The 19,271-nt window shown below is 68.5% G+C and carries 20 protein-coding genes; 7 read left to right on the forward strand and 13 right to left on the reverse strand.

Annotated features, from left to right (window positions below; all coding sequences use genetic code 11):
* The 8 genes from E1J50_RS03835 to E1J50_RS03870 form a co-directional block, all read right to left on the reverse strand.
* Window positions 1–677, reverse strand: a 677-nt coding sequence (locus tag E1J50_RS03835; protein WP_207919147.1) for a translation initiation factor IF-2 associated domain-containing protein, incomplete at its 3' end; no start/stop codon positions are given.
* Window positions 678–1,478 carry an RNA-binding protein gene (locus E1J50_RS03840; protein ID WP_132250584.1) on the reverse strand — a complete coding sequence of 267 codons (801 nt, stop codon included), beginning with the start codon at window positions 1,476–1,478 and terminating at the stop codon, window positions 678–680.
* Window positions 1,479–1,503: 25 nt separating this feature from the next.
* Window positions 1,504–3,108, reverse strand: coding sequence for a transcription termination factor NusA (nusA, locus tag E1J50_RS03845; protein ID WP_132250586.1), 1,605 nt, complete (start codon window positions 3,106–3,108; stop codon window positions 1,504–1,506).
* A gap of 66 nt (window positions 3,109–3,174) precedes the next feature.
* Window positions 3,175–3,939 carry a ribosome maturation factor RimP gene (rimP, locus tag E1J50_RS03850; protein WP_132250588.1) on the reverse strand — a complete coding sequence of 255 codons (765 nt, stop codon included), beginning with the start codon at window positions 3,937–3,939 and terminating at the stop codon, window positions 3,175–3,177.
* Between the two features lie 562 nt (window positions 3,940–4,501).
* Window positions 4,502–5,203 (reverse strand): hypothetical protein, encoded by a 702-nt coding sequence (locus E1J50_RS03855; RefSeq protein WP_132250590.1) that lies wholly within the window; start codon window positions 5,201–5,203, stop codon window positions 4,502–4,504.
* Window positions 5,200–5,532 carry a hypothetical protein gene (locus E1J50_RS03860; RefSeq protein WP_132250592.1) on the reverse strand — a complete coding sequence of 111 codons (333 nt, stop codon included), beginning with the start codon at window positions 5,530–5,532 and terminating at the stop codon, window positions 5,200–5,202. Before E1J50_RS03860 ends, E1J50_RS03855 begins: the two co-directional genes overlap by 4 nt.
* Window positions 5,533–5,615: 83 nt before the next feature.
* Entirely contained in the window at window positions 5,616–6,293 is a 678-nt protein-coding gene (locus tag E1J50_RS03865; protein WP_132250594.1) for a hypothetical protein, read from the reverse strand.
* Between the two features lie 151 nt (window positions 6,294–6,444).
* On the reverse strand, window positions 6,445–7,479 hold the full coding sequence (locus E1J50_RS03870) for an aspartate-semialdehyde dehydrogenase (RefSeq protein WP_132250596.1): 1,035 nt from the start codon (window positions 7,477–7,479) through the stop codon (window positions 6,445–6,447).
* A 395-nt stretch (window positions 7,480–7,874) separates the two neighbouring features.
* Between E1J50_RS03870 and E1J50_RS03875 the strand changes: the two genes are divergently transcribed.
* Both E1J50_RS03875 and E1J50_RS03880 read left to right on the forward strand, forming a co-directional pair.
* Window positions 7,875–8,789: a hypothetical protein gene (locus E1J50_RS03875; protein WP_245516418.1), complete on the forward strand. Its 915-nt coding sequence runs from the start codon at window positions 7,875–7,877 to the stop codon at window positions 8,787–8,789.
* 167 nt (window positions 8,790–8,956) lie between these two features.
* On the forward strand, window positions 8,957–9,370 hold the full coding sequence (locus E1J50_RS03880) for a hypothetical protein (RefSeq protein ID WP_132250598.1): 414 nt from the start codon (window positions 8,957–8,959) through the stop codon (window positions 9,368–9,370).
* Between the two features lie 99 nt (window positions 9,371–9,469).
* Here E1J50_RS03880 and leuB read toward each other — a convergent pair whose 3' ends face one another.
* The gene (leuB, locus tag E1J50_RS03885; RefSeq protein ID WP_132250600.1) at window positions 9,470–10,579 is read right to left on the reverse strand and encodes a 3-isopropylmalate dehydrogenase; all 1,110 of its coding nucleotides are present in this window, start codon (window positions 10,577–10,579) and stop codon (window positions 9,470–9,472) included.
* An 84-nt stretch (window positions 10,580–10,663) separates the two neighbouring features.
* Window positions 10,664–11,650, reverse strand: a complete 987-nt coding sequence (locus E1J50_RS03890) for a polyprenyl synthetase family protein (protein ID WP_245516419.1) — start codon at window positions 11,648–11,650, stop codon at window positions 10,664–10,666.
* Between the two features lie 100 nt (window positions 11,651–11,750).
* On the opposite strand from E1J50_RS03890, the gene mtgA reads away from it, so the two are divergent.
* Window positions 11,751–12,455 (forward strand): monofunctional biosynthetic peptidoglycan transglycosylase, encoded by a 705-nt coding sequence (gene mtgA / locus E1J50_RS03895; RefSeq protein WP_245516421.1) that lies wholly within the window; start codon window positions 11,751–11,753, stop codon window positions 12,453–12,455.
* 38 nt (window positions 12,456–12,493) lie between these two features.
* Here the strand turns inward: mtgA and E1J50_RS03900 are convergent, their stop codons facing one another.
* Window positions 12,494–12,733 (reverse strand): hypothetical protein, encoded by a 240-nt coding sequence (locus E1J50_RS03900; protein ID WP_132250605.1) that lies wholly within the window; start codon window positions 12,731–12,733, stop codon window positions 12,494–12,496.
* A gap of 275 nt (window positions 12,734–13,008) precedes the next feature.
* Window positions 13,009–14,247 carry an argininosuccinate synthase gene (locus E1J50_RS03905; RefSeq protein ID WP_132250607.1) on the reverse strand — a complete coding sequence of 413 codons (1,239 nt, stop codon included), beginning with the start codon at window positions 14,245–14,247 and terminating at the stop codon, window positions 13,009–13,011.
* A gap of 165 nt (window positions 14,248–14,412) precedes the next feature.
* Between E1J50_RS03905 and E1J50_RS03910 the strand changes: the two genes are divergently transcribed.
* A complete protein-coding gene (locus tag E1J50_RS03910) occupies window positions 14,413–15,039 on the forward strand; it encodes a 2-hydroxychromene-2-carboxylate isomerase (protein ID WP_132250609.1) in 627 nt (208 codons plus the stop codon).
* An 18-nt stretch (window positions 15,040–15,057) separates the two neighbouring features.
* On the opposite strand, the gene E1J50_RS03915 is transcribed toward E1J50_RS03910, so the two are convergent.
* The gene (locus E1J50_RS03915; RefSeq protein ID WP_132250611.1) at window positions 15,058–15,825 is read right to left on the reverse strand and encodes an invasion associated locus B family protein; all 768 of its coding nucleotides are present in this window, start codon (window positions 15,823–15,825) and stop codon (window positions 15,058–15,060) included.
* Window positions 15,826–16,087: 262 nt separating this feature from the next.
* Between E1J50_RS03915 and E1J50_RS03920 the strand changes: the two genes are divergently transcribed.
* The 3 genes from E1J50_RS03920 (at window position 16,088) to atpA (ending at window position 19,229) form a co-directional block, all read left to right on the forward strand.
* Window positions 16,088–16,783, forward strand: a complete 696-nt coding sequence (locus E1J50_RS03920; RefSeq protein ID WP_132250613.1) for a DsbA family protein — start codon at window positions 16,088–16,090, stop codon at window positions 16,781–16,783.
* Window positions 16,784–17,064: 281 nt separating this feature from the next.
* A complete protein-coding gene (locus tag E1J50_RS03925; RefSeq protein WP_132250615.1) occupies window positions 17,065–17,637 on the forward strand; it encodes a F0F1 ATP synthase subunit delta in 573 nt (190 codons plus the stop codon).
* A 62-nt stretch (window positions 17,638–17,699) separates the two neighbouring features.
* Entirely contained in the window at window positions 17,700–19,229 is a 1,530-nt protein-coding gene (gene atpA / locus E1J50_RS03930; protein ID WP_132250617.1) for a F0F1 ATP synthase subunit alpha, read from the forward strand.
* Window positions 19,230–19,271: the final 42 nt, after the last annotated feature.

Consider the following 19,271-nt stretch of genomic DNA (forward strand, 5'->3'; position numbering starts at 1 on the left):
CGGGCCGCAGGCGCGGCGGGACGCTGGGGCGCGGCAGGCTGCGCGGCGGCAGGAGCGGCTTGGGCGGGGGCAGCTTGGGCGGGCGCGGCCGGAACCGGCGCGCTCGGAGCGGCAGCGGCAGCGGGCGGGGCGGGTGCGCGGGTAGCCTCGGCGTCGGTGCGCCGCAGGGCCTCCTCGGTCGCGCGGCGGCGCAGCTCGTCGTCCTGCCGGCGACGGGCCTCCTCGTCGCGCTTGCGCTGCTCGGCGGCTTCGCGCTCGCGCTGCTCCGCCTCCTCACGCTCGCGGCGCTGGCGCGCCTCGTCCTCGGCGTTCTGGCGAATCTCCTGCTCGCGGCGCTGCGCGTCGGCGAGAGCGGCGGCGCGGGCGTCGCGCTCCTGCTCGCTCAGCGTCCGAAGGACGACGCCGGAAGACGATCGCTGCGGAGCGGCTGCCGGACGCGCGGGTGCGGCCGGTGCCGACGCTGCGGGACGGCCGGCGGGCGCAGCCTCACGCGGTGCGGCCGTGCCGGGCGTCGCGCCGATGACCCGGCGCTTCACCGTCTCGACCACGACCTGCTTGGAGCGGCCGTGGGAGAAGCTCTGACGGACAGTGCCCTGCTCGATCGGACGCTTCAAGGACAGCGGCTTCGAGGGTGCCTTCGTCAGAGTCTTGTCTCCCGGATTGTTCGTATCGCTCATTCAGCCCAAACCCTGAGGGTTTCCATCGTCCCGTCCACCGGCAACCGTCCCGGTACCGGCCAGATCCGTCACATCGTCGTCAGGCAGATCGGAGCCGATCTCGCCATCGCGGGCGGAACCGGTCCCCTCAGTCGTCGTGGCAACGCCCTCGAAGGAGCGGTACCGACGCCAACGCGCCAGGCAGCCGGACGCACCGACTCCTGCGACGAGCGCAGCGTGTATCACATGATCCCGACCCAAGGCCATGTCCAATTCGACACCGGACAGGTCATCGATGATCGGTACACGGGATATGGCATCGCCATGCCGCCGGTGCAATGCCGCGGCGATCTTCCGGCGTCCATCCGCACTGGCATCGGAGGCGTGGACGATCGCTGCGACGCCGGCGCGGTCGCCGATCGCGGCCTCGACCTTGGCGAAGCCGGCGACCACGCAACCGGCCTTGTTGGCGAGGGCCAGCCCCTGCCGCAGGTCCTCGCGCAGCGACTCGGCGATCCGGTCGGCCACATCATCCGCCGCCTCGGCCGTCTTCGTCTTGAAGGCGCGCTGAAACAGGCGGCGGCGCGCGGCCTCGGCCACGGCCTCGCGCCGCGCGCTCACCCAGGCGCCGCGGCCGGGCAGGCGCGCGCGCAGGTCCGGCACCACCGTCCCGTCGGGCCCGAGCACGAAGCGGATCAGTCGGGCGGGGTCCTGCGAAACGCGCGTGACGATGCAGGTCCGCCGAGCCCCGTGCCGGCCCGTGAGGGGGCCCGCATCGAGATCGGCGATGGCCGGATCATCCGCCTCGCGCGCTGTCGTCATCGGAATCTGATTCCCTCGGCTCGCCTCAGGCCTCCGCCTCCGCCTCCGCGGCTTCCTCGCCCTCTGCCGGCTCCTCGGGCAGAGCCTCGATCCAGCCGGCCTTGAGGCGCGCCGCCATGATCATGGCCTCGGCCTCGGCCCGCGAGACGTCGAACCCGTCGAGGTAGCCGGCGTGGCGCACGGCGTCCTGGCCGCGGCCCTCGGTGTAGCCCACGAGATCGTCCGTGGCACAGCCTGCCAGATCCTCGACCGTCTTCACCTCGTTCTCGCCGAGGGCGACGAGCATCGGGGTGGTGATGCCCTCGATCTCCCGAACGTCATCCTCGACGCCGAGTTCCTGGCGGCGAGCATCGTATTCCGACTCGACGCGGGCAAGGTAATCCTGCGCGCGGGCCTGGATCTCGGCGCCGGTCTCTTCGTCTAGGCCCTGGATGTTGCCGAGTTCCTGCGGCTCGACATAGGCCACTTCCTCGACGTTGCGGAAGCCTTCCGCCGCGAGAAGCTGGCCGACCGTCTCGTCGACGTCGAGGGCTTCCATGAAGACCTGGGTCCGCTCGGCGAATTCTTTCTGGCGACGCTCCGATTCCTCGGCCTCGGTCAGGATGTCGATGTCCCAGCCCGTGAGTTGCGAAGCGAGGCGCACGTTCTGGCCGCGGCGGCCGATGGCGAGCGAGAGCTGGTCGTCGGGCACCACGACCTCGATACGGTCGGCCTCCTCGTCGAGCACCACCTTGACCACTTCCGCCGGCTGCAGCGCATTGACGATGAAAGTCGCCTGGTCCTCGGACCACGGGATGATGTCGATCTTCTCGCCCTGAAGCTCGCCGACCACCGCCTGGACGCGCGAGCCCCGCATGCCGACGCAGGCGCCAACCGGGTCGATCGAGCCGTCCCGGGAGATGACGGCGATCTTGGCCCGCGAGCCGGGATCGCGCGCCACCGCCTTCACCTCGACGATGCCGTCGTAGATCTCGGGCACCTCCTGGCCGAAGAGCTTGGCCATGAATTGCGGATGCGAGCGCGAGAGGAAGATCTGCGGCCCGCGCACCTCGCGGCGCACGTCGAAGAGATACGAGCGGATGCGGTCGCCCGGCCGGAACGTCTCGCGCGGGATCATCTCGTCGCGCCGCACGATGCCCTCGCCGCGCCCGAGATCGACGATGACGTTGCCGTACTCGACGCGCTTGACGAGGCCGTTCACGACCTCGCCGATGCGGTCCTTATACTCCTCGTACTGGCGGTCGCGCTCGGCATCGCGGACCTTCTGGACGATCACCTGCTTGGCGGACTGGGCGGCGACGCGCCCGAAATCGAAGGGCGGCAGGGTGTCGGAGATCACGTCGCCGACTTGGGCGGCGGGGTTGTAGCGGCGGGCCTGATCGAGGGTGATCTCGCGGGCGTCGTTCTCGACGAGATCGACCACGAGGAGGTGGCGCGACAGGCGAAGCGCCCCCGTCTTCGCGTCGATCTCGGCATGGACATCGGTCTCGGCGCCGTAGCGGGAGCGAGCCGCCTTCGCGATCGCCTCCTCCATGGCCTCGATCACGATCTGTCGGTCGATCACCTTCTCGCGGGCGACCGCATCGGCGATCTGCAGGAGTTCGAGCCTGTTGGCGCTGACGACGGCCATCGGAATCGTTCCTTCTCTCTCACAATCTGTTCACGCCCCGCCGCAGACGGCGGGACAGGGGCTCGTTCAGTGGAGCTTGCCGGAATCCTTCAGACGCACGGCCTTGGTGACGGCGGATTTCGCCTTCTCCTTCTGCTCCGGCGTCTTGGGCTGTGGGACCTTGGGCTTCACAGGCTTTGCTTCCTTCAGCTTCGGCCGCTGCGGAGCGGGCACGAGGCGCACCGCGTGCGGTGCGTCGGCCTCGACCTGATCCGGTTCGAGATCCTCGTCGTCGTCCTGCGGCGGGGCGGACCCGCGGCGGAGCGATTCGCGGATCAAATCGTCGGTGAGGACGAGATGGGCCTCGGCGAGATCGCGCAGCGGCACGTCGATCCGGCTCGGCAGGCCCTCCTTCACATCGGGCAGATCGACCGGCACGGTCCGCCCGTCCGGGCTCGGCGTGTCGATGATGCCGCGGAAGCGCTTGCGGCCGTCGAGCGGCACGGCAAGCTCGATCTTGGCCTCGTAGCCCGCCCAGCGGGCAAAGTCGGAGACGCGCACCAGCGGCCGGTCGATGCCGGGCGAGGAAATCTCCAAGTGGTAAGGCCGACCGACCGGGTCTTCGAGATCGAGGATCGGCGAGAGCGCGCGGCTCACCGCCTCGCAATCCTCCACGGTCATCGACCCGTCCGGCCGCTCGGCCATGATCTGGACCGTGCAACCGTTCGTGCCCGAGACCTTCACGCGCACGAGTTGGTAGCCGAGCCCCTCGAGGGGGGCCTCGACCACCTGCACGACGCGCGCGGCGACGCCGCTCTCGCTGACCAGACGCTTCTCGGGGGCTTCCGCCATGCGCTCAAGGCTCCGACGTGACAGGCCGGGTCGCGCGATGCGGCAATAAAAAAGAGCGGGCCCGGTGGGGCCCACTCCCGAACCGCAGCCTCACGACTGCAACCAGAACTGTTGGGTCTGAAATAGCGCCGGGAGCGCCGGGATTCAAGCCAATTTCTCGCGGATAGAATGCTCCCTTCCAACAGAGAGGGGGTGCGGCGAGCGGTCGTCAGCCGATCTCGATGGGGAAGGGCGCGGGTATCCGGTTGGGCTCGATCGCGATGCCGCGCGGTGTCCGGCTCTCGGCTATGGAGGAGCAGCCCGATGAGCGCCGTCTGGCTGACGGGCGGGCGCACGCTTGATCGCGCCTATCCTCGCGGGCGAGGCGGGGTGCGAGGCGGACGGCTCAGTCTCGACAAGCGGACTTGCTGGCCCCTGCCGGATCCCGATGTGTTCGCATGCCGGATGCCAGGCGTCGCTATCAGGCCTCTTCAAGATCGGGAGGAAGAGCTGTCGGACTTGCCTCTTGGTCGTCCTGCGTTCTGGTCCAACCGGGACATGGCGGGCTGACAGGACGTGTCGGTCAGACCTCACGCTCAAGCGGGAAGGGCGTCGGCGCCCAGTACGGCTCGATCGCGGTGCCCCGCACGTTCTCGGCTTCCCACCGTTGGAGGATCCGCGCCAAGGAGGCTCGGTCATCCGCCATGAGAGGCTCGCCGATCTCGCAATAGCGATCGTACAGGAACTGATCCTGTGGGTCGCGCATGACCTCCCCTTTCCAATACAGGTGGCCGCGCTCCCGCCAGAGGTCCCGCGCGGCATCAAGCTCCCCGAGTGCCACGGCGGCAACGAGGTGCCACCGCCAGCCACGGGTCAGGACCGTCGGCTGGTGGCCGCGCACGAAGGCGAGCGCCTTCTCCAAGCTGTCGAGCGGATGGAGCATCGGCAACACGCTCTCCTCCATAGCCTGCCGGAAGCCGCCCGGCATGGCCGGATCGTCCCAATCCCATCCAACGAAATCCTCGCCTTTCGAACCGGTCCGCCGCAGGAATCTCTGGCCGCAGCACCCGTAGGATCGGGCCGGCCTCGCTTCGGGTGCATAGAGTTCGGTGACTTCCCAGCTCAGATAGAACCGTCGTGCACATGAGGATCGATCAAACCGGATGGTGCGCCCGACATGGTCGATCGGCTTAAGCCAAATCACGTGACCCTTAATCAGGATCAAATCAGAGCGTTGATCGAGCAAATCCTTTGAAAGACTCTTAATCTGTTTTAATGTCGTCATGTCCGAGGCCTCACTTGCACGATGATGATCTGCTGAACGTGGGGATAGCGTTTCTTCACAATGGTCGCGATCCAGAGAGCGCGTGAAGCGGAGAGCCCCCGCGATCCCGTCTTATGGTCATAGACACACACCGTGTTGTGCTTTGTATTTTCAAGCACATCTAGAGAAATAGATCCGAGATCTCCGTAATCAGCCTCTTTTCCATTATCGTCGAAAGAAATTTCAGCAACGAAATCAGGATCATTTCGCGAATTTATCGCGTTGGCTATTTCGTAGTGCAGGGCATTTCCGAAATTTTGCGGTGTGAGCAGCGGCTTCGACTGCCTCAATTGAGCAGCGACCCGATCGGCAAGAGCCGAGACTTCACCTGCTCGCGGACAGGCGACCTCAAGCTCCGATCACGTCAGCGGCCTCACCCACACCAACGGAGCGTTTTCCAGGCTTCCGTCTGGCGCGTACCCGTTGGCGGAGAGACCGAGGGCAGCCCCAAACCGGCCTCCGCGTGCCGAAAGAACCGTGGCGAGGATGGCTGCCAGTTCGACCGTGGTCGTGACGACCAGCGGCAGCGCAGGAAGGAAAGGAAAGCGGGCTGAACGCTCGCGACGGGCTCCACGCCCGTTCCGGTGAAGCGCGTACGGGACAGAATCTCGCCGGACGACCCATCCCGGATGGTTTGCATGTCGCCGGACGTCTCGAAGACCCGACTCTCGCCGTCCGGTGCGGTGACCGTGTGCTCCTCGTCACCGGCGCGCGGGCCCGCATGGATCCGGATGGTGAGAACTTCGGAGCCGTCCTCGAGCAGCGTGCGCTCGCGGCTGCGACCGTCTTCGCCTGCCTGATCCTTCGACGCGAGGGAGGCCCAGCGGCCCGGCCCCACGAGCGCGGGATCGACGTCTCCCTCGCGTGCTCCGCTGCCCTCCGAGATCCACTGGCCGCCATCCGGTTGACCGGCCGGCGCGCGGGGCTGATCGGGACTGTACTTGCGGGCGAGGCTCCGCGAGAGACGGATGAGCTTCGTCTCGACCAGCAGCCCCGCCAGCACCTGGCGGATGCGGCTGAGTTCGCTGTCGCGCGGCGGCAAACCTAACATCTCGACAGCCTGTGTTCGTGCTTTGTTCTTTAATCGGTACAGATTCCTAGGTCTGTTGTCACATCACGTCCGCGTTACGGCCCAAACGAGAAGCGCCGCCCCGCTCAGGCGGGACGGCGCTTTTTGGACCGAAGACGCGTGCGACGGCGGCTCAGGCCGCCTGCTTCGCCTTGCTCAGGAGCTTCCGATTAATCAGCACCTCGGCGATCTGCACGGCGTTCAGCGCCGCGCCTTTGCGCAGGTTGTCCGAGACGCACCAGAAGGCGAGCCCGTTCTCCACCGTCGCGTCCTCGCGGATGCGGGAGATGTAGGTGGCATCCTCGCCGGCCGCCTCGTGGGGCGTGATGTAGCCGCCGGGCTCACGCTTATCGACCACGAGGATACCCGGCGCCGCGCGCAGGATCTCGGTGGCCTGCTCGGGCGACAGGGGACGCTCGAACTCGACGTTCACCGATTCCGCGTGCCCGATGAAGACCGGCACGCGCACGGCGGTGGCCGTGAGCTTGATCTTCGGGTCGAGCATCTTCTTGGTCTCGGCGACCATCTTCCACTCTTCCTTCGTGTAGCCATCCTCCATGAACACGTCGATGTGGGGGATGACGTTGAAGGCGATGCGCTTGGTGAACTTCTCGACCTTGACCTCGCCTGCCGTGAAGACGGAACGGGTCTGGTTGAAGAGCTCGTCCATCGCGTCCTTGCCGGCGCCGGAGACGGATTGGTAGGTCGAGACGACGACGCGCTTGATCGTCGCCGCGTCATGCAGCGGCTTGAGCGCGACGACGAGCTGCGCCGTCGAGCAATTCGGATTGGCGATGATGTTCTTCTTGGAGAAGCCCACGATCGCGTCAGCGTTCACCTCGGGCACGATCAGCGGCACGTCCGAATCGTAGCGAAAGGCCGAGGAGTTATCGATCACGACGCAGCCCTGCTGGCCGATCCGCGGCGACCACTCCTTCGAGGCCTCGCCGCCCGCCGACATCAGGCAGATGTCCGTGTCCGAGAAATCGTAGGTATCCAGCGCTTTGACCTTGAGGATCTTGTCGCCGAACGAGACGTCCTGCCCCTGGCTCCGGCGCGAGGCCAGTGCGACGACCTCGTCGGCCGGGAAGGCGCGCTCGGCCAGGATGTCGAGCATCTCGCGGCCCACGTTCCCCGTGGCACCGACGACGGCGACCTTGTAACCCATTTCTCCCACTCCGCTTGAAACCTTCGACCCGCGACCGCACGGTTTTTCCGGCGACGGTCCGGCCATCCTGCCCTGCGGGCATATCCTCGACGCGCAGACGGCGACCGCCGGGACGAGATCCGCGCCGCACCCGGGCGGAGCGTCGCCATCCGATCCCCGTCCCGGCTTTCATCCGAGGTGGGGCCTCCGGCCGGCGGGAGCAAGACTCCGCGGTCGCGCAGCTGTCAAGGGCGACCGCGCCACAGCCTCGGCGATCCCTGACGGAAAAGACTCGATTTACTGAGACCGCAGAAAGGCGGCCGAGAGATCTCGCGCGGAAACCCGGTGGCGAACGGGAGCGCCCATGATGCCTGCAAATGCCCGCCCGGAGCCTGAACCGCGCCCGCGAGATGCCGATGACGAGAGAACGCCGCGAACCGCATTTCGACGCGCTGGGAGGAGCCGATATTCAGGCCGACGGGGCGCCCACCGCTCCCGCCCTGCGCCCGTTCGGGGCTGCCCGGTTCACGCTCCGCGCGACGGCTGCGGCCGCGGTGATCGCCGTGCTCAGCCTCTATGCCCGCAATACGATCCGGACAGACCCGCCTGTCCGTGAACCGGAGCAGGCGGTCACCGTCGCCTTCGTGCCCGCGTCGGCTCTGCCGGTCAGGCCGGCTTTACCGATCGCCGAGGCGGGTCCGCGGCTGCGGCTGGAGGATCCCGCCGGGTTCGAGGCGATCCGCCCGGAGCCGGCCCGCATCAACGCCGCCACGTCCTTGCGCGAGGCGAGCCTGTCCCGCGGCGACTTTTCCGCGATCGAGGAATCCCATCTGCGGGTGACGCTGACCCAGGGGGTCACGAGCGAGCCGACCCCGAGCCTGTTCGTCGCGTTGGCACGCCGAGCCGCGGACGGCCCGGGCCTCTCCGTGACGCGCACAGGCGAACGCGGCCGTGTGGTCACGAAATTCGGTGCGGTCGAAACCCTTGAGGCTGTGCTGGCGGGGGGCACGAGCCGCACCTGCACCGGGTTTCTCAGTCTCGAGGCCGCGCCGGTTCGCCTCGAAGGCTGGCTCTGCGCTCCGCTCGCACGACCTCCGGAGGCGGCGGCGCTCGCCTGCGCCCTGGATGGCCTCGCCCTCGACGGATCCGCGGACGCGGCGACCGAGGCCGTCTTCCGTGAAGCGGCGGCGCGGCGCGACCCGCGTTGCCGGAGCGAGAATTCGGTTTCGACCGTGTCCGATCAGGGCGGGCAGACCGGGTCGATCGGCCCCGCGCGGATCGATGAAAAAATAAGGCGAAAACGGGGCGAAAACGTGCAAGCTAGGCCGTGAGTCGGGAACAACGGCTCCGCTGGCACGTCTTCTCCACAGACAAGCCGAGGACCAATGGCCGGAAACACCGATCGGCGCAGGAGCTAGGACAGCTGCGCGCCAGCTTGGCGTGACAGGCTCTTAACCCTTCGGTGCCAAAGTCAGTCCGAATTTAACCAAGGTGCGTCATGCGCTCTTTCAAGATTGCCCTCGTGGGAGCCCTCGCTGTCGCCGGCCTCGGCCTCAGCACCGCAGCGGATGCTCAGGGGCGCTACGCGCCGGCGGGCTACCGGGTGAGCCAGCCGCTGCCGATCCGCATCCGTCCGCGGAGCTGGCTCGATGCCGGCAACGTGGTCGAGCCGGGCAGCACCGCGGGTGGGCTCGGGAACCCGGCCACCAACCCGCAGCTCATCGCCGCTTCGAACCAGCTGAACCCGGTCTACGGCCGCAACGATCGCTTCGGCGCGGGCATCCTGCCCGACCCGATCACCAATGGCCCGTTCATCGGCGCCCGGTCGAGCGCGATCCGCAACGTCGACTTCTCGGCGGTCGATGCGATCGACCCGACCTCCTACGTCTCGCGCTACGGCAACCCGTACTGAGACGACACGAACGACCGAAGCAAGAAAGGGCGCCCGCGGGGCGCCCTTTTCGTTGGTGAGGTCCTCGACCGCTGCCGGTGAGTGTCGGCCGACGCGCGCTCAGCGCGCGCGCGCCTTCAGCGCCGCGATCACTGCATCGCCCATGCCGCCGGTGCCGAGCACCTTCGCGCCGGCGCCCGCGATGTCCTTCGTGCGAGCGCCCCCTGCGAGCGCGTCGGTGATGGCGCCGTCCAGGAGATCGGCGGCCTCGCCGAGGCCGAACGAGTAGCGCAGGCACATGGCGAGCGATCCGATCATGGCGAGCGGGTTCGCGATGTCCTGCCCCGCGATGTCGGGGGCGGAGCCGTGCACGGGCTCGTACAGGGCCTTGCGGGTGCCGCGTGCGTCGACCGCGCCGAGCGAGGCCGAGGGCAGCATGCCGAGCGAACCCGTGAGCATGGCGGCCGCGTCGGAAAGGATGTCGCCGAACAGGTTGTCGGTCACCAGCACGTCGAACTGCTTCGGGCGCCGCACCAGCTGCATGGCGCAATTGTCGGCGAGGACGTGCTCGAGCTGCACGTCCGTGTAGTGCTCGGCATGGACCTTGGAGACGACCTCCTTCCAGAGGACGCCGGACTTCATCACGTTGTGCTTCTCGGCGGAGGCGACGCGGCCCGAGCGCTTGCGGGCGAGGTCGAAGGCCACGTGGGCGATCCGCTCGATCTCGCCGGTCGTGTAGACCTGCGTGTCGACGGCCCGCTTCGAGCCGTCCTCCAGCACCGTGATCTCCTTCGGCTCGCCGAAATAGACGCCGCCGGTGAGTTCGCGCACGATCATGATGTCGAGGCCCTCGACGAGATCGCGCTTGAGGGCCGAGGCGTCGGCCAGAGCGGGATAGCAGATCGCCGGGCGCAAGTTCGCGAAGAGGCCGAGATCCTTGCGCAGACGCAGGAGGCCGGCCTCGGGCCTGATCTCATAGGCGACGCCGTTCCATTTCGGGCCCCCGACCGCGCCGAGCAGGATCGCGTCCGCGGCGTCGGCACGGGCCAGGGTCTCGTCCGCGAGCGGCTTGCCGTGCACGTCGATCGCGGCGCCGCCGACGAGGTCGGTCTCGGTCTCGAACGAAGCGATACCGAACTCGCGCAGCGCGCCGACCACCCGCTCCACCTGCGCCATCACCTCGGGGCCGATGCCGTCGCCGGGCAGGAGGAGGAGCTTGTAGGTGGTCATGGTGGACCTCGTCTGCTGAAACGGAACGTGCCGCGCGGCTCTATCGGCGCGGGCCGGCCTTTGGCAAGCGGGCGGGGACCGCGATCAGGCCTTGCGGGCCACCGTGAAGCGGGCCGCCTCGCGCAGGATCTCGGCCTTCGCGCCCCAGCGCGAAACCGCCTCTTCGCAGACGCCGACGAGCCGGTCGCACTCGGCACGCGCACCGTCGAGACCGAGCCGGTCGACGAGGGTCGCCTTGCCGGCCTCCTTGTCCTTGCCGGTCGCCTTCCCCATCGCCTCTGGCGAGGCTTCCCGGTCCAGGATGTCGTCGGCGATCTGGAAGGCTTGGCCGAGCGCGAGGCCGTAGCGGAGGAGCGCCGCACGTTCGTCGGCATTCGCGCCGCCGACGATGGCACCCGCCTCGACCGAGAAGGCGAGGATCGCGCCGGTCTTCATGGCCTGGAGCTTCAGCGTGTCGTCCACGTCGACCGCGATCGGTCCGAAGCGTCCCTCGGCCCCGAGGTCGAGGAGCTGGCCGCCGACCATGCCGCCGAGCCCTGAGGCTCGGGCGAGGCCGAGGACGAGATCCGCGCGAATGGCGGCATTCGCCTGCCAGCGGGAATCGGCGAGGATCTCGAAGGCCAGGGTCTGCAGGGCATCGCCGACGAGGATCGCGGTCGCCTCGTCGTAGGCCCGGTGGACGGTGGGCTTGCCGCGCCGCAGGTCGTCGTTGTCCATCGCCGGCAGGTCGTCATGGACGAGCGAGTAGCAGTGCACGAGCTCGATCGCCGAGCCGGCTGCGAGCGCGCCCTCCTCGGGACCAGCGAGCATCCGTGCCGTCTCCACGGCGAGAAACGGGCGCAGCCGCTTGCCGCCGCCGAGCACGGCGTGGCGCATCGCCTCCATCAGACGGGGGGGACGTGCGATCTCGCCCGTCCCCGCCTCGGGCCCGAGCCGCTCGGCGAGAAACGCCTCGACGGCGTCGGCGACCGTGCCGAGCCTGTGGGAAAAGGCATCCGCCGGCGTGCCCGGGTTGACCGAAGCGTGGGAAGCTTGCGATGAGGGCTTCGAGGTGGTCATCGGGGTCGTCATCGAGACTCAGGCCTTGATCGGAAATGAAAGCGTTGCGGTGGGGAGGATCGATCGAAGCGGCGGACCGGGCGGCGCCGCGACCGGCTCGGGCGAACGGGACCTGCCGCGCGCACGGGGCACGCGCCGGGGGCGCAGCGGCTTGGCGCGGCGCATCGCCGGCCTGATCCTGCTCCTCCCCATCCTCGGCCTCGCCCTCATCCTTCTGCTCGCGCTCGTCTATAGCGCGCTGACGCCGCCCTCAACCCTGATGCTCGGCCGATGGTTGACGGGCCAGCCCGCTCAGCGGACCTCCGTCCCCCTCGACGCGATCTCGCCGCACCTCGTGCAGGCCGTCATCGCCTCGGAGGACCAGCGCTTCTGCGCCCATCGCGGGGTCGACTGGGCCGCGCTCCGGGACGTCGTGGACGACGAGGAAGGGCCGAGCCGGGGCGCCTCGACGATCACCATGCAGACGGTGAAGAACGTCTTCCTGTGGCCGGGCCGCTCGATCATCCGGAAGGGTCTGGAGATCCCGCTCGCGATGCTGGCCGACACGCTGTGGGGCAAGCGCCGGGTGATGGAGATCTACCTGAACGTCGCCGAGTGGGGGGAGGGGGTGTTCGGCGCGCAGGCCGCAGCCCGCCACTGGTTCGGCAAGGATGCCCGGGCGCTCAGTCGAAGTGAGGCGGCGCTGCTGGCCGCGGCCCTCCCGAACCCCATCCTCCGGAGCGCCGGCAAGCCCTCACGGGGCGTGCGTGCGGCCGCCGCGCGCATCCAGGGCCGCCTCGGGCAGGTCGAGGGACTGATGGGGTGCCTGCGCGGCTGAGCGGGCAGGGCGACGTCACGCTCGGGAGCGAGCGCCACTCAGTCGAAACGGACGCCGACCTCGGCCCCCGAACGCCACAGGGTCTGGCAAGTCACGCGAATCTGTTGAGGCTCGATGACCAGCGTGAAGGCCGCCGGGATTTGCCCTGCATCGGACGTGGTCAAGCGTGCGCCGACTTCAGACATCGCTTCAATCATGACGGGCAAATCTGCTCCGCCTTCCACCACTATTCGGCCCTTACGGCGAAATCGATTTCCGGACAGGGACATGCTCAGCATGGAGGGGCTCGGGCTCGAAAGTCTCGCCCTGTCTCTCACACATCCACTTACTGGATCTTTACTGCAGATCACCGAGCGGAGCGCAGCCTCGTCGCGCCAGAGTGTAGTATAGATTTCCAGTTGCAGATTTAATTGAGGACAACCGCCGGAACCCGATCGGATCTTCGATGTGCGCATCGGCGCAGCGAGGATCTGCCCCACTATCTTGCGGACGGTATGCGCCGTCCGCACCGATCACCTGCGCCGTACCGATCGGAGAGGTGCGGCGTGGCCCCTCAGCCGCCGAGCTTCTTCCTGCGCTGAGCGAGGGTACGCAGCCGCAGGGCGTTGAGCTTGATGAAGCCCGCCGCGTCGCGATGGTCGTAGGCCACCGCGCCCTCCTCGAAGGTCACGAGGTCCTGGTCGTAGAGGGAGTTCGGGCTCTCGCGGCCGATAACGTGGACGCCACCCTTGTAGAGCTTCAGCCGCACCGTGCCGGTGACCTGATCCTGACTCTTGTCGATCAGCGCCTGCAGCATCTCGCGCTCCGGCGAGAACCAGAAGCCGTTGTAGATGAGCTCCGCGTAGCGCGGCATCAGCTCATCCTTGAGATGCGCCGCGCCCCGGTCGAGGGTGATCGACTCGATGGCCCGATGCGCCGGCAGCAGAATCGTGCCGCCAGGCGTCTCGTACATGCCGCGGCTCTTCATGCCGACGAAACGGTTCTCGACGAGATCGAGGCGGCCGATGCCGTTGGCGCGGCCGAGCTCGTTCAGCTTGGCCAGCAGCGTCGCGGGCGACATCGCCTCGCCATCGATCGAGACGGCATCGCCCCGCTCGAAGCCGATACTGATCACGGTCGGCGTGTCGGGCGCCTCCTCGGGGGAGAGCGTCCGCGAATAGACGTAATCCGGGACCTCGTCGGCCGGATCCTCCAGCACCTTGCCCTCGGAGGAGGCGTGCAGGAGGTTCGCGTCGACCGAGAACGGGCTCTCGCCGCGCTTGTCCTTGGCAATCGGGATCTGGTGCTGCTCGGCGAAGGCGATGAGCGATTCGCGGGAGCGGAAATCCCACTCGCGCCAGGGTGCGATCACCGTCACGTCAGGCTTGAGCGCATAGTAGCCGAGCTCGAACCGGACCTGATCGTTTCCCTTGCCGGTCGCGCCGTGACAGACCGCATCCGCGCCGACCTTCTCGGCGATCTCGATCTGCTTCTTGGCGATGAGCGGGCGCGCGATCGAGGTGCCGAGGAGATAGACGCCCTCGTACTGCGCGTTCGCCCGGAACATCGGGAACACGTAGTCGCGCACGAATTCCTCGCGCAGGTCCTCGATGAAGATGTTCTCGGGCTTGATGCCGAGAAGCTCGGCCTTGCGGCGGGCGGGCTCCAGCTCCTCGCCCTGGCCGAGATCGGCGGTGAAGGTCACGACCTCACAACCGTAGGTCGTTTGCAGCCATTTCAGGATGATCGAGGTGTCGAGGCCGCCCGAATAGGCGAGGACCACCTTGCTGACGGGCTTCTGAGATTGGGACATGGGATCGGGACTTCGGTTCGCCGGGCTTCGCGGCGGCTTATCGTGGCGGGGCCGGCCCTGCAACCGGCGGGCCGCGTCGATCGTTCGGAAGGGCCCGGCCGCCTTATCGCGGACACGGCGGTGGGGGAGGACTAGCCTGCACACTCGCTCCGGAGATTTCCCGACATGGCGCGGCGGCCGACCCTCGAGTTCTGGTACGAGTTCGCCTCCACCTACTCCTATCTGGCGGCGATGCGCGTGGAGGCCTTGGCGCAGTCCGCCGGCGTCGCGGTCCGCTGGCGGCCCTTCCTGCTCGGGCCGATCTTCGCGGCACAGGGCTGGACCTCCTCGCCGTTCAACCTCTACCCGGCCAAGGGCCGCAACATGTGGCGCGACCTGGAACGCGAGGCCGCGCGCCTGGGGCTGCCGCCGATCACACGGCCGGACCCGTTCCCGCAGAACAGCCTCAGCGCCACCCGCGTCGCGGTGTTCGGCGCGGATCAGGATTGGCTCCTACCCTTCAGCAAAGCGGTCTACGCGGCGGACTTCGCGGAGGGCCGCTCCATCGCGGAGCCGGCCTCCGTCGCCGCGATTCTCGACCGGCTCGGCCTCGACGGGACGCTCACCCTGAAGAGCGCCTCGGCCGAGGCGAACAAGACGCGGCTGCGCGTCGCCGGCGAGGAGGCGCGCTCCCGCGGCATCTACGGCGCGCCGACCTTCCTGACCGACGACGGAGAGTTGTTCTGGGGCAACGACCGGCTGGAGCAGGCCCTGGCCTGGGCGGGGGGCGACCGGCCGGGGGACCTCCGCTGAGACCGGAGGTGGCCCGCATCAGGGCTTCGGCGCAGCCTCCGCGGCCGGCGCCGGCTTGACCTCATCCGCGGCCGGCGCGGCACCGGACGTGTCGGTCTCCTGGCGCCGACGCGCCTCCTCCGCACGACGCGCCACCTCGGCCTGATACTTCTTCTGCTCCTCCTCGGTCATGGCCGGGCCGTCGAGCGCGCCCCCGAGTCCCGCGAGCGGCACCACGAAGTTCAACTCGCGCTGGGTCTGGTTGAAGACCGCAAGCTTTAGGGCAGATCCCGTCCGCAGAGCCGCGAGCGCGTCGGGACCGATCGTGACCTCGGAGAAGCAGCCGATCACGGTGCAGGTGGAGAACTTGCCGGAGGTGGGGTGCTGCCCGTCGACCGTGACGCGGATGCCCGGCTGGAGAATGAGCCCGAGCGGCACGAGGAAGCGCAGGATGCGGGCCTCCTGCTTGGTCTGCGCGCTGCGCATCTCGTAGAGGGCGATCGCCATCAGCGGCTTGCCGCCCTCCGACACGAAATCCCGGGTGACGCTGCAGAGGTTGTTGCCGCCCGGGTCCTTGTTGCAGATCTTGAGCCAGCCGGGCTGCCCGGAATCGGGCTTCACGTTGATCACCTGCGGCGGCTGCTGGGTCGTGGCCGTCATCGGAGCGGTGATCGGCGGCGCCGTGAGCGGCGGCGGCGCGAGCTTCCCGGACGGCTCCGCCGAGGCCTGGCCCGCGGCGAGGGCGCCCGCGAGCGCGAGAAGCGCGATGGCGCGGGAGCGGCGCGTCTCGGATTGGGCAACGAGCATCGGAACGGACCCCTCGGATAACCGGACTTCGAAAGCTTGGATCGGAGGCTCGTACAGCACGCGCCCTCGATGCGGCAGGGGGCCTGATTTCCTCCGGAATACGGCGAAGACATGATGCGGAGGCGGGTCGGCGCCCGACCGGGCAGATGCATCGGCCTGGGAAACCCATTAAGAGCCGCCGCGATCCGCCGCCGTCGCGGCGTCGACCCCTTCACAGCCGGCCGCCGGGATCGGGCAGCCGTGGCACCCCGGATCCGCGCCCATGCCGCTCGACCGACGCCGCTTCCTCGCCGCCGCAGCCGGCCTCGCCACCGGGACGGGATGGGCCGGCGGCGCTGAGGCGCAGGGATACGGCCAATCCTACGGTGTGACGAGCGACGAGGGACGCCCGGTGGCCAACATGCGGCTCCCGGGCGAGATCACGGGCGAGATCCCGGCGCTGCGCGGCGTGACCTATCTCGGCACCCGCGAGGCCGAGACCACCCTCTACGAGTTCTTCGACTTCAACTGTCCCTATTGCCGAAAGGCGGCGAGCGACATCGCTTCGCTCTCGGCCAGCGACGGCTCGCTGCGCATCGGCCTCATCCACAACCCGATCCTGTCCGTGCAATCGGCGCAGGCCGCGAAGGTCGCGCTCGCCGTCCAGCGCAAGCTCGGCTCGGCGGCGGCCTGGAGCCTCTACACGCAACTTCTCGGGAAGCCCGGCCGGATCGACGGGCCGGGCGCCCTGGACGCGGCCGCCGGCTTGGGGCTGCCGGCGGGGGAGGCCGAGGGCATCGCCGACAGCGAGGAGGTCCGGCTCGCCCTGAAGAGCCACATGCGGATGGCGGCCGATCTCGGCCTCTACGCGACCCCCTCCTACGTGCTCGGCAATACCGGCATTCTCGGGCATCCCGGGCCTCGCGCGCTCGCCAAGATGATCGCTTCGCTTCGCCGCTGCGACCGCATCGCCTGTTGAGAACCGGACATTCGGCGGGCGAGGGTGAGGCCTCACCTTTGCCACCGTTCACCATCACGGAAGGCAGCCCGCGGCAATGCCCCAACGCCGGCTTCCGGCGCCGGTTGGCTCGCCTTGCGCCCACCCATCTCCCATGCTAGGCGGTCGCCGCGTCGGCAAAGGGGCATCTTCGCGCCCCGAGCAGCCGGCATATTCCCAATACCCAGGGTCCCAGTGCCGAGCGCCTCGTGAGGGGCGCGATCCGGCCGAAACCCGGGCAAGGATAAAAGAGAGAGCGGCGGGTGGCGCAGAACGGTAACGAAGCGGGTCCCCTGGTTGCAGGCGTGGCTGGCCGCTACGCCTCCGCCCTGTTCGAGTTGGCACGGGACGAGCGTCAGGTCGACGCCGTCGCCGAGAACCTCGACCGGTTCGGCGCGCTCCTCCAGGAGAGCGCGGACCTGAACCGCCTCGTGAAGAGCCCGGTCTTCTCCGGCGAGGAACAGGCCGCCGCGATCGGCGCCGTCCTCGACCGAGCCGGCATCACGGGCCTCGCCGCCAATTTCATCCGGCTCGCCGCTGCCAACCGCCGGTTGTTCGCGCTCCCCGACATGATCCGGTCCTTCCGCGCCCTGGTGCGGGCCTCGAAGGGCTTCGTCCGCGCCGAGGTCCGGGTGGCCGAGAAGCCCTCGGAGGCGGTGCTGGAGGAGATCAAGTCCAGCCTGCGCGACGTCGCCAAGTCCGAGGTCGACATCGACCTGCATGTCGATCCGCGCCTGATCGGCGGCCTCGTGGTGAAGCTCGGCAGCCGCATGGTCGATGCCAGCCTGCGCACCAAGCTCAACGGAATTCGCCTTGCGATGCGGGAAGCCCGGTAGGCGCCTGACGCCGACCCCGCTCCCGTCCCTGACAACACACGATTGAAGTAAGAGGCCCGACGATGGACATCCGCGCCGCCGAGATCTCCGCGATCCTGAAAGAGCAGATCAAGAACTTCGGCGAAGAGGCCGAGGTCACCGAGGTCGGCCAGGTCCTGTCCGTCGGCGACGGCATCGCCCGCGCCTATGGCCTCGACAACGTCCAGGCCGGCGAGATGGTGGAGTTCGAGTCGGGCGTGCGCGGCATGGCGCTCAACCTCGAGCAGGACAACGTCGGCATCGTGATCTTCGGCTCCGACCGCGAGATCAAGGAAGGCCAGACCGTCAAGCGCACCGGCGCCATCGTGGACGTGCCGGTCGGCAAGGGCCTGCTCGGCCGCGTCGTGGACGGCCTCGGCAACCCGATCGACGGCAAGGGCCCCATCGTGGCCGAGGAGCGCCGCCGCGTGGACGTGAAGGCGCCGGGCATCATCCCGCGCAAGTCCGTGCACGAGCCGATGGCTACCGGCCTCAAGGCGATCGACGCCCTCATCCCGGTCGGCCGCGGCCAGCGCGAGCTGATCATCGGCGATCGCCAGACCGGCAAGACCGCGATCGCCCTCGACACGATCCTGAACCAGAAGCCGGCCCACCAGGGCACCGACGAGAAGGCCAAGCTCTACTGCGTGTACGTCGCGGTGGGTCAGAAGCGCTCGACCGTCGCCCAGTTCGTGAAGGTGCTGGAGGACCAGGGCGCGCTCGAGTACTCGATCGTGATCGCGGCCACCGCGTCGGACGCCGCGCCGATGCAGTTCATCGCCCCGTTCGCCGGTTGCGCCATGGGCGAGTACTTCCGGGACAACGGCATGCACGCCGTGATCGTGTATGACGATCTCTCGAAGCAGGCCGTCGCCTACCGCCAGATGTCGCTGCTGCTGCGCCGCCCGCCGGGCCGCGAGGCCTATCCGGGAGACGTGTTCTACCTCCACAGCCGCCTGCTCGAGCGCGCCGCCAAGATGGGCGACGCCGCCGGCAACGGCTCGCTCACCGCGCTCCCGGTCATCGAGACCCAGGCCAACGACGTGTCGGCCTACATCCCGACGAACGTCATCTCGATCACCGACGGCCAGATCTTCCTTGAGACCGATCTGTTCTACCAGGGCGTGCGCCCGGCGGTGAACGTCGGACTTTCGGTGTCGCGCGTCGGCTCGGCCGCGCAGACCAAGGCGATGAAGAAGGTCGCCGGCAAGATCAAGGGCGAGCTCGCGCAGTACCGCGAGATGGCCGCCTTCGCGCAGTTCGGCTCCGACCTCGACGCCTCGACGCAGCAGCTCCTGAACCGCGGCTCGCGGCTCACCGAGCTTCTCAAGCAGCCGCAATTCTCGCCGCTGAAGATGGAGGAGCAGGTCGCGGTGATCTACGCCGGCGTGAACGGCTACCTCGACAAGCTCCCCGTCAGCAAGGTGCGGGCCTTCGAGGATCAGCTCCTCTCGACGCTGCGCTCCAAGCACCAGGACCTGCTCACCGGCATCCGCGACTCGAAGGACCTCTCCGACGAGAACGCCGGCAAGCTGAAGAGCGTCGTCGAGGGCGTCTCCAAGTCGTTCAACTGAGGCGACGGATCGCCGAAGCCGGGCGCCCGCCGCGCCCGGCCC

It is taken from the genome of Methylobacterium segetis (assembly GCF_004348265.1).
Lineage (GTDB): Bacteria > Pseudomonadota > Alphaproteobacteria > Rhizobiales > Beijerinckiaceae > Methylobacterium > Methylobacterium segetis.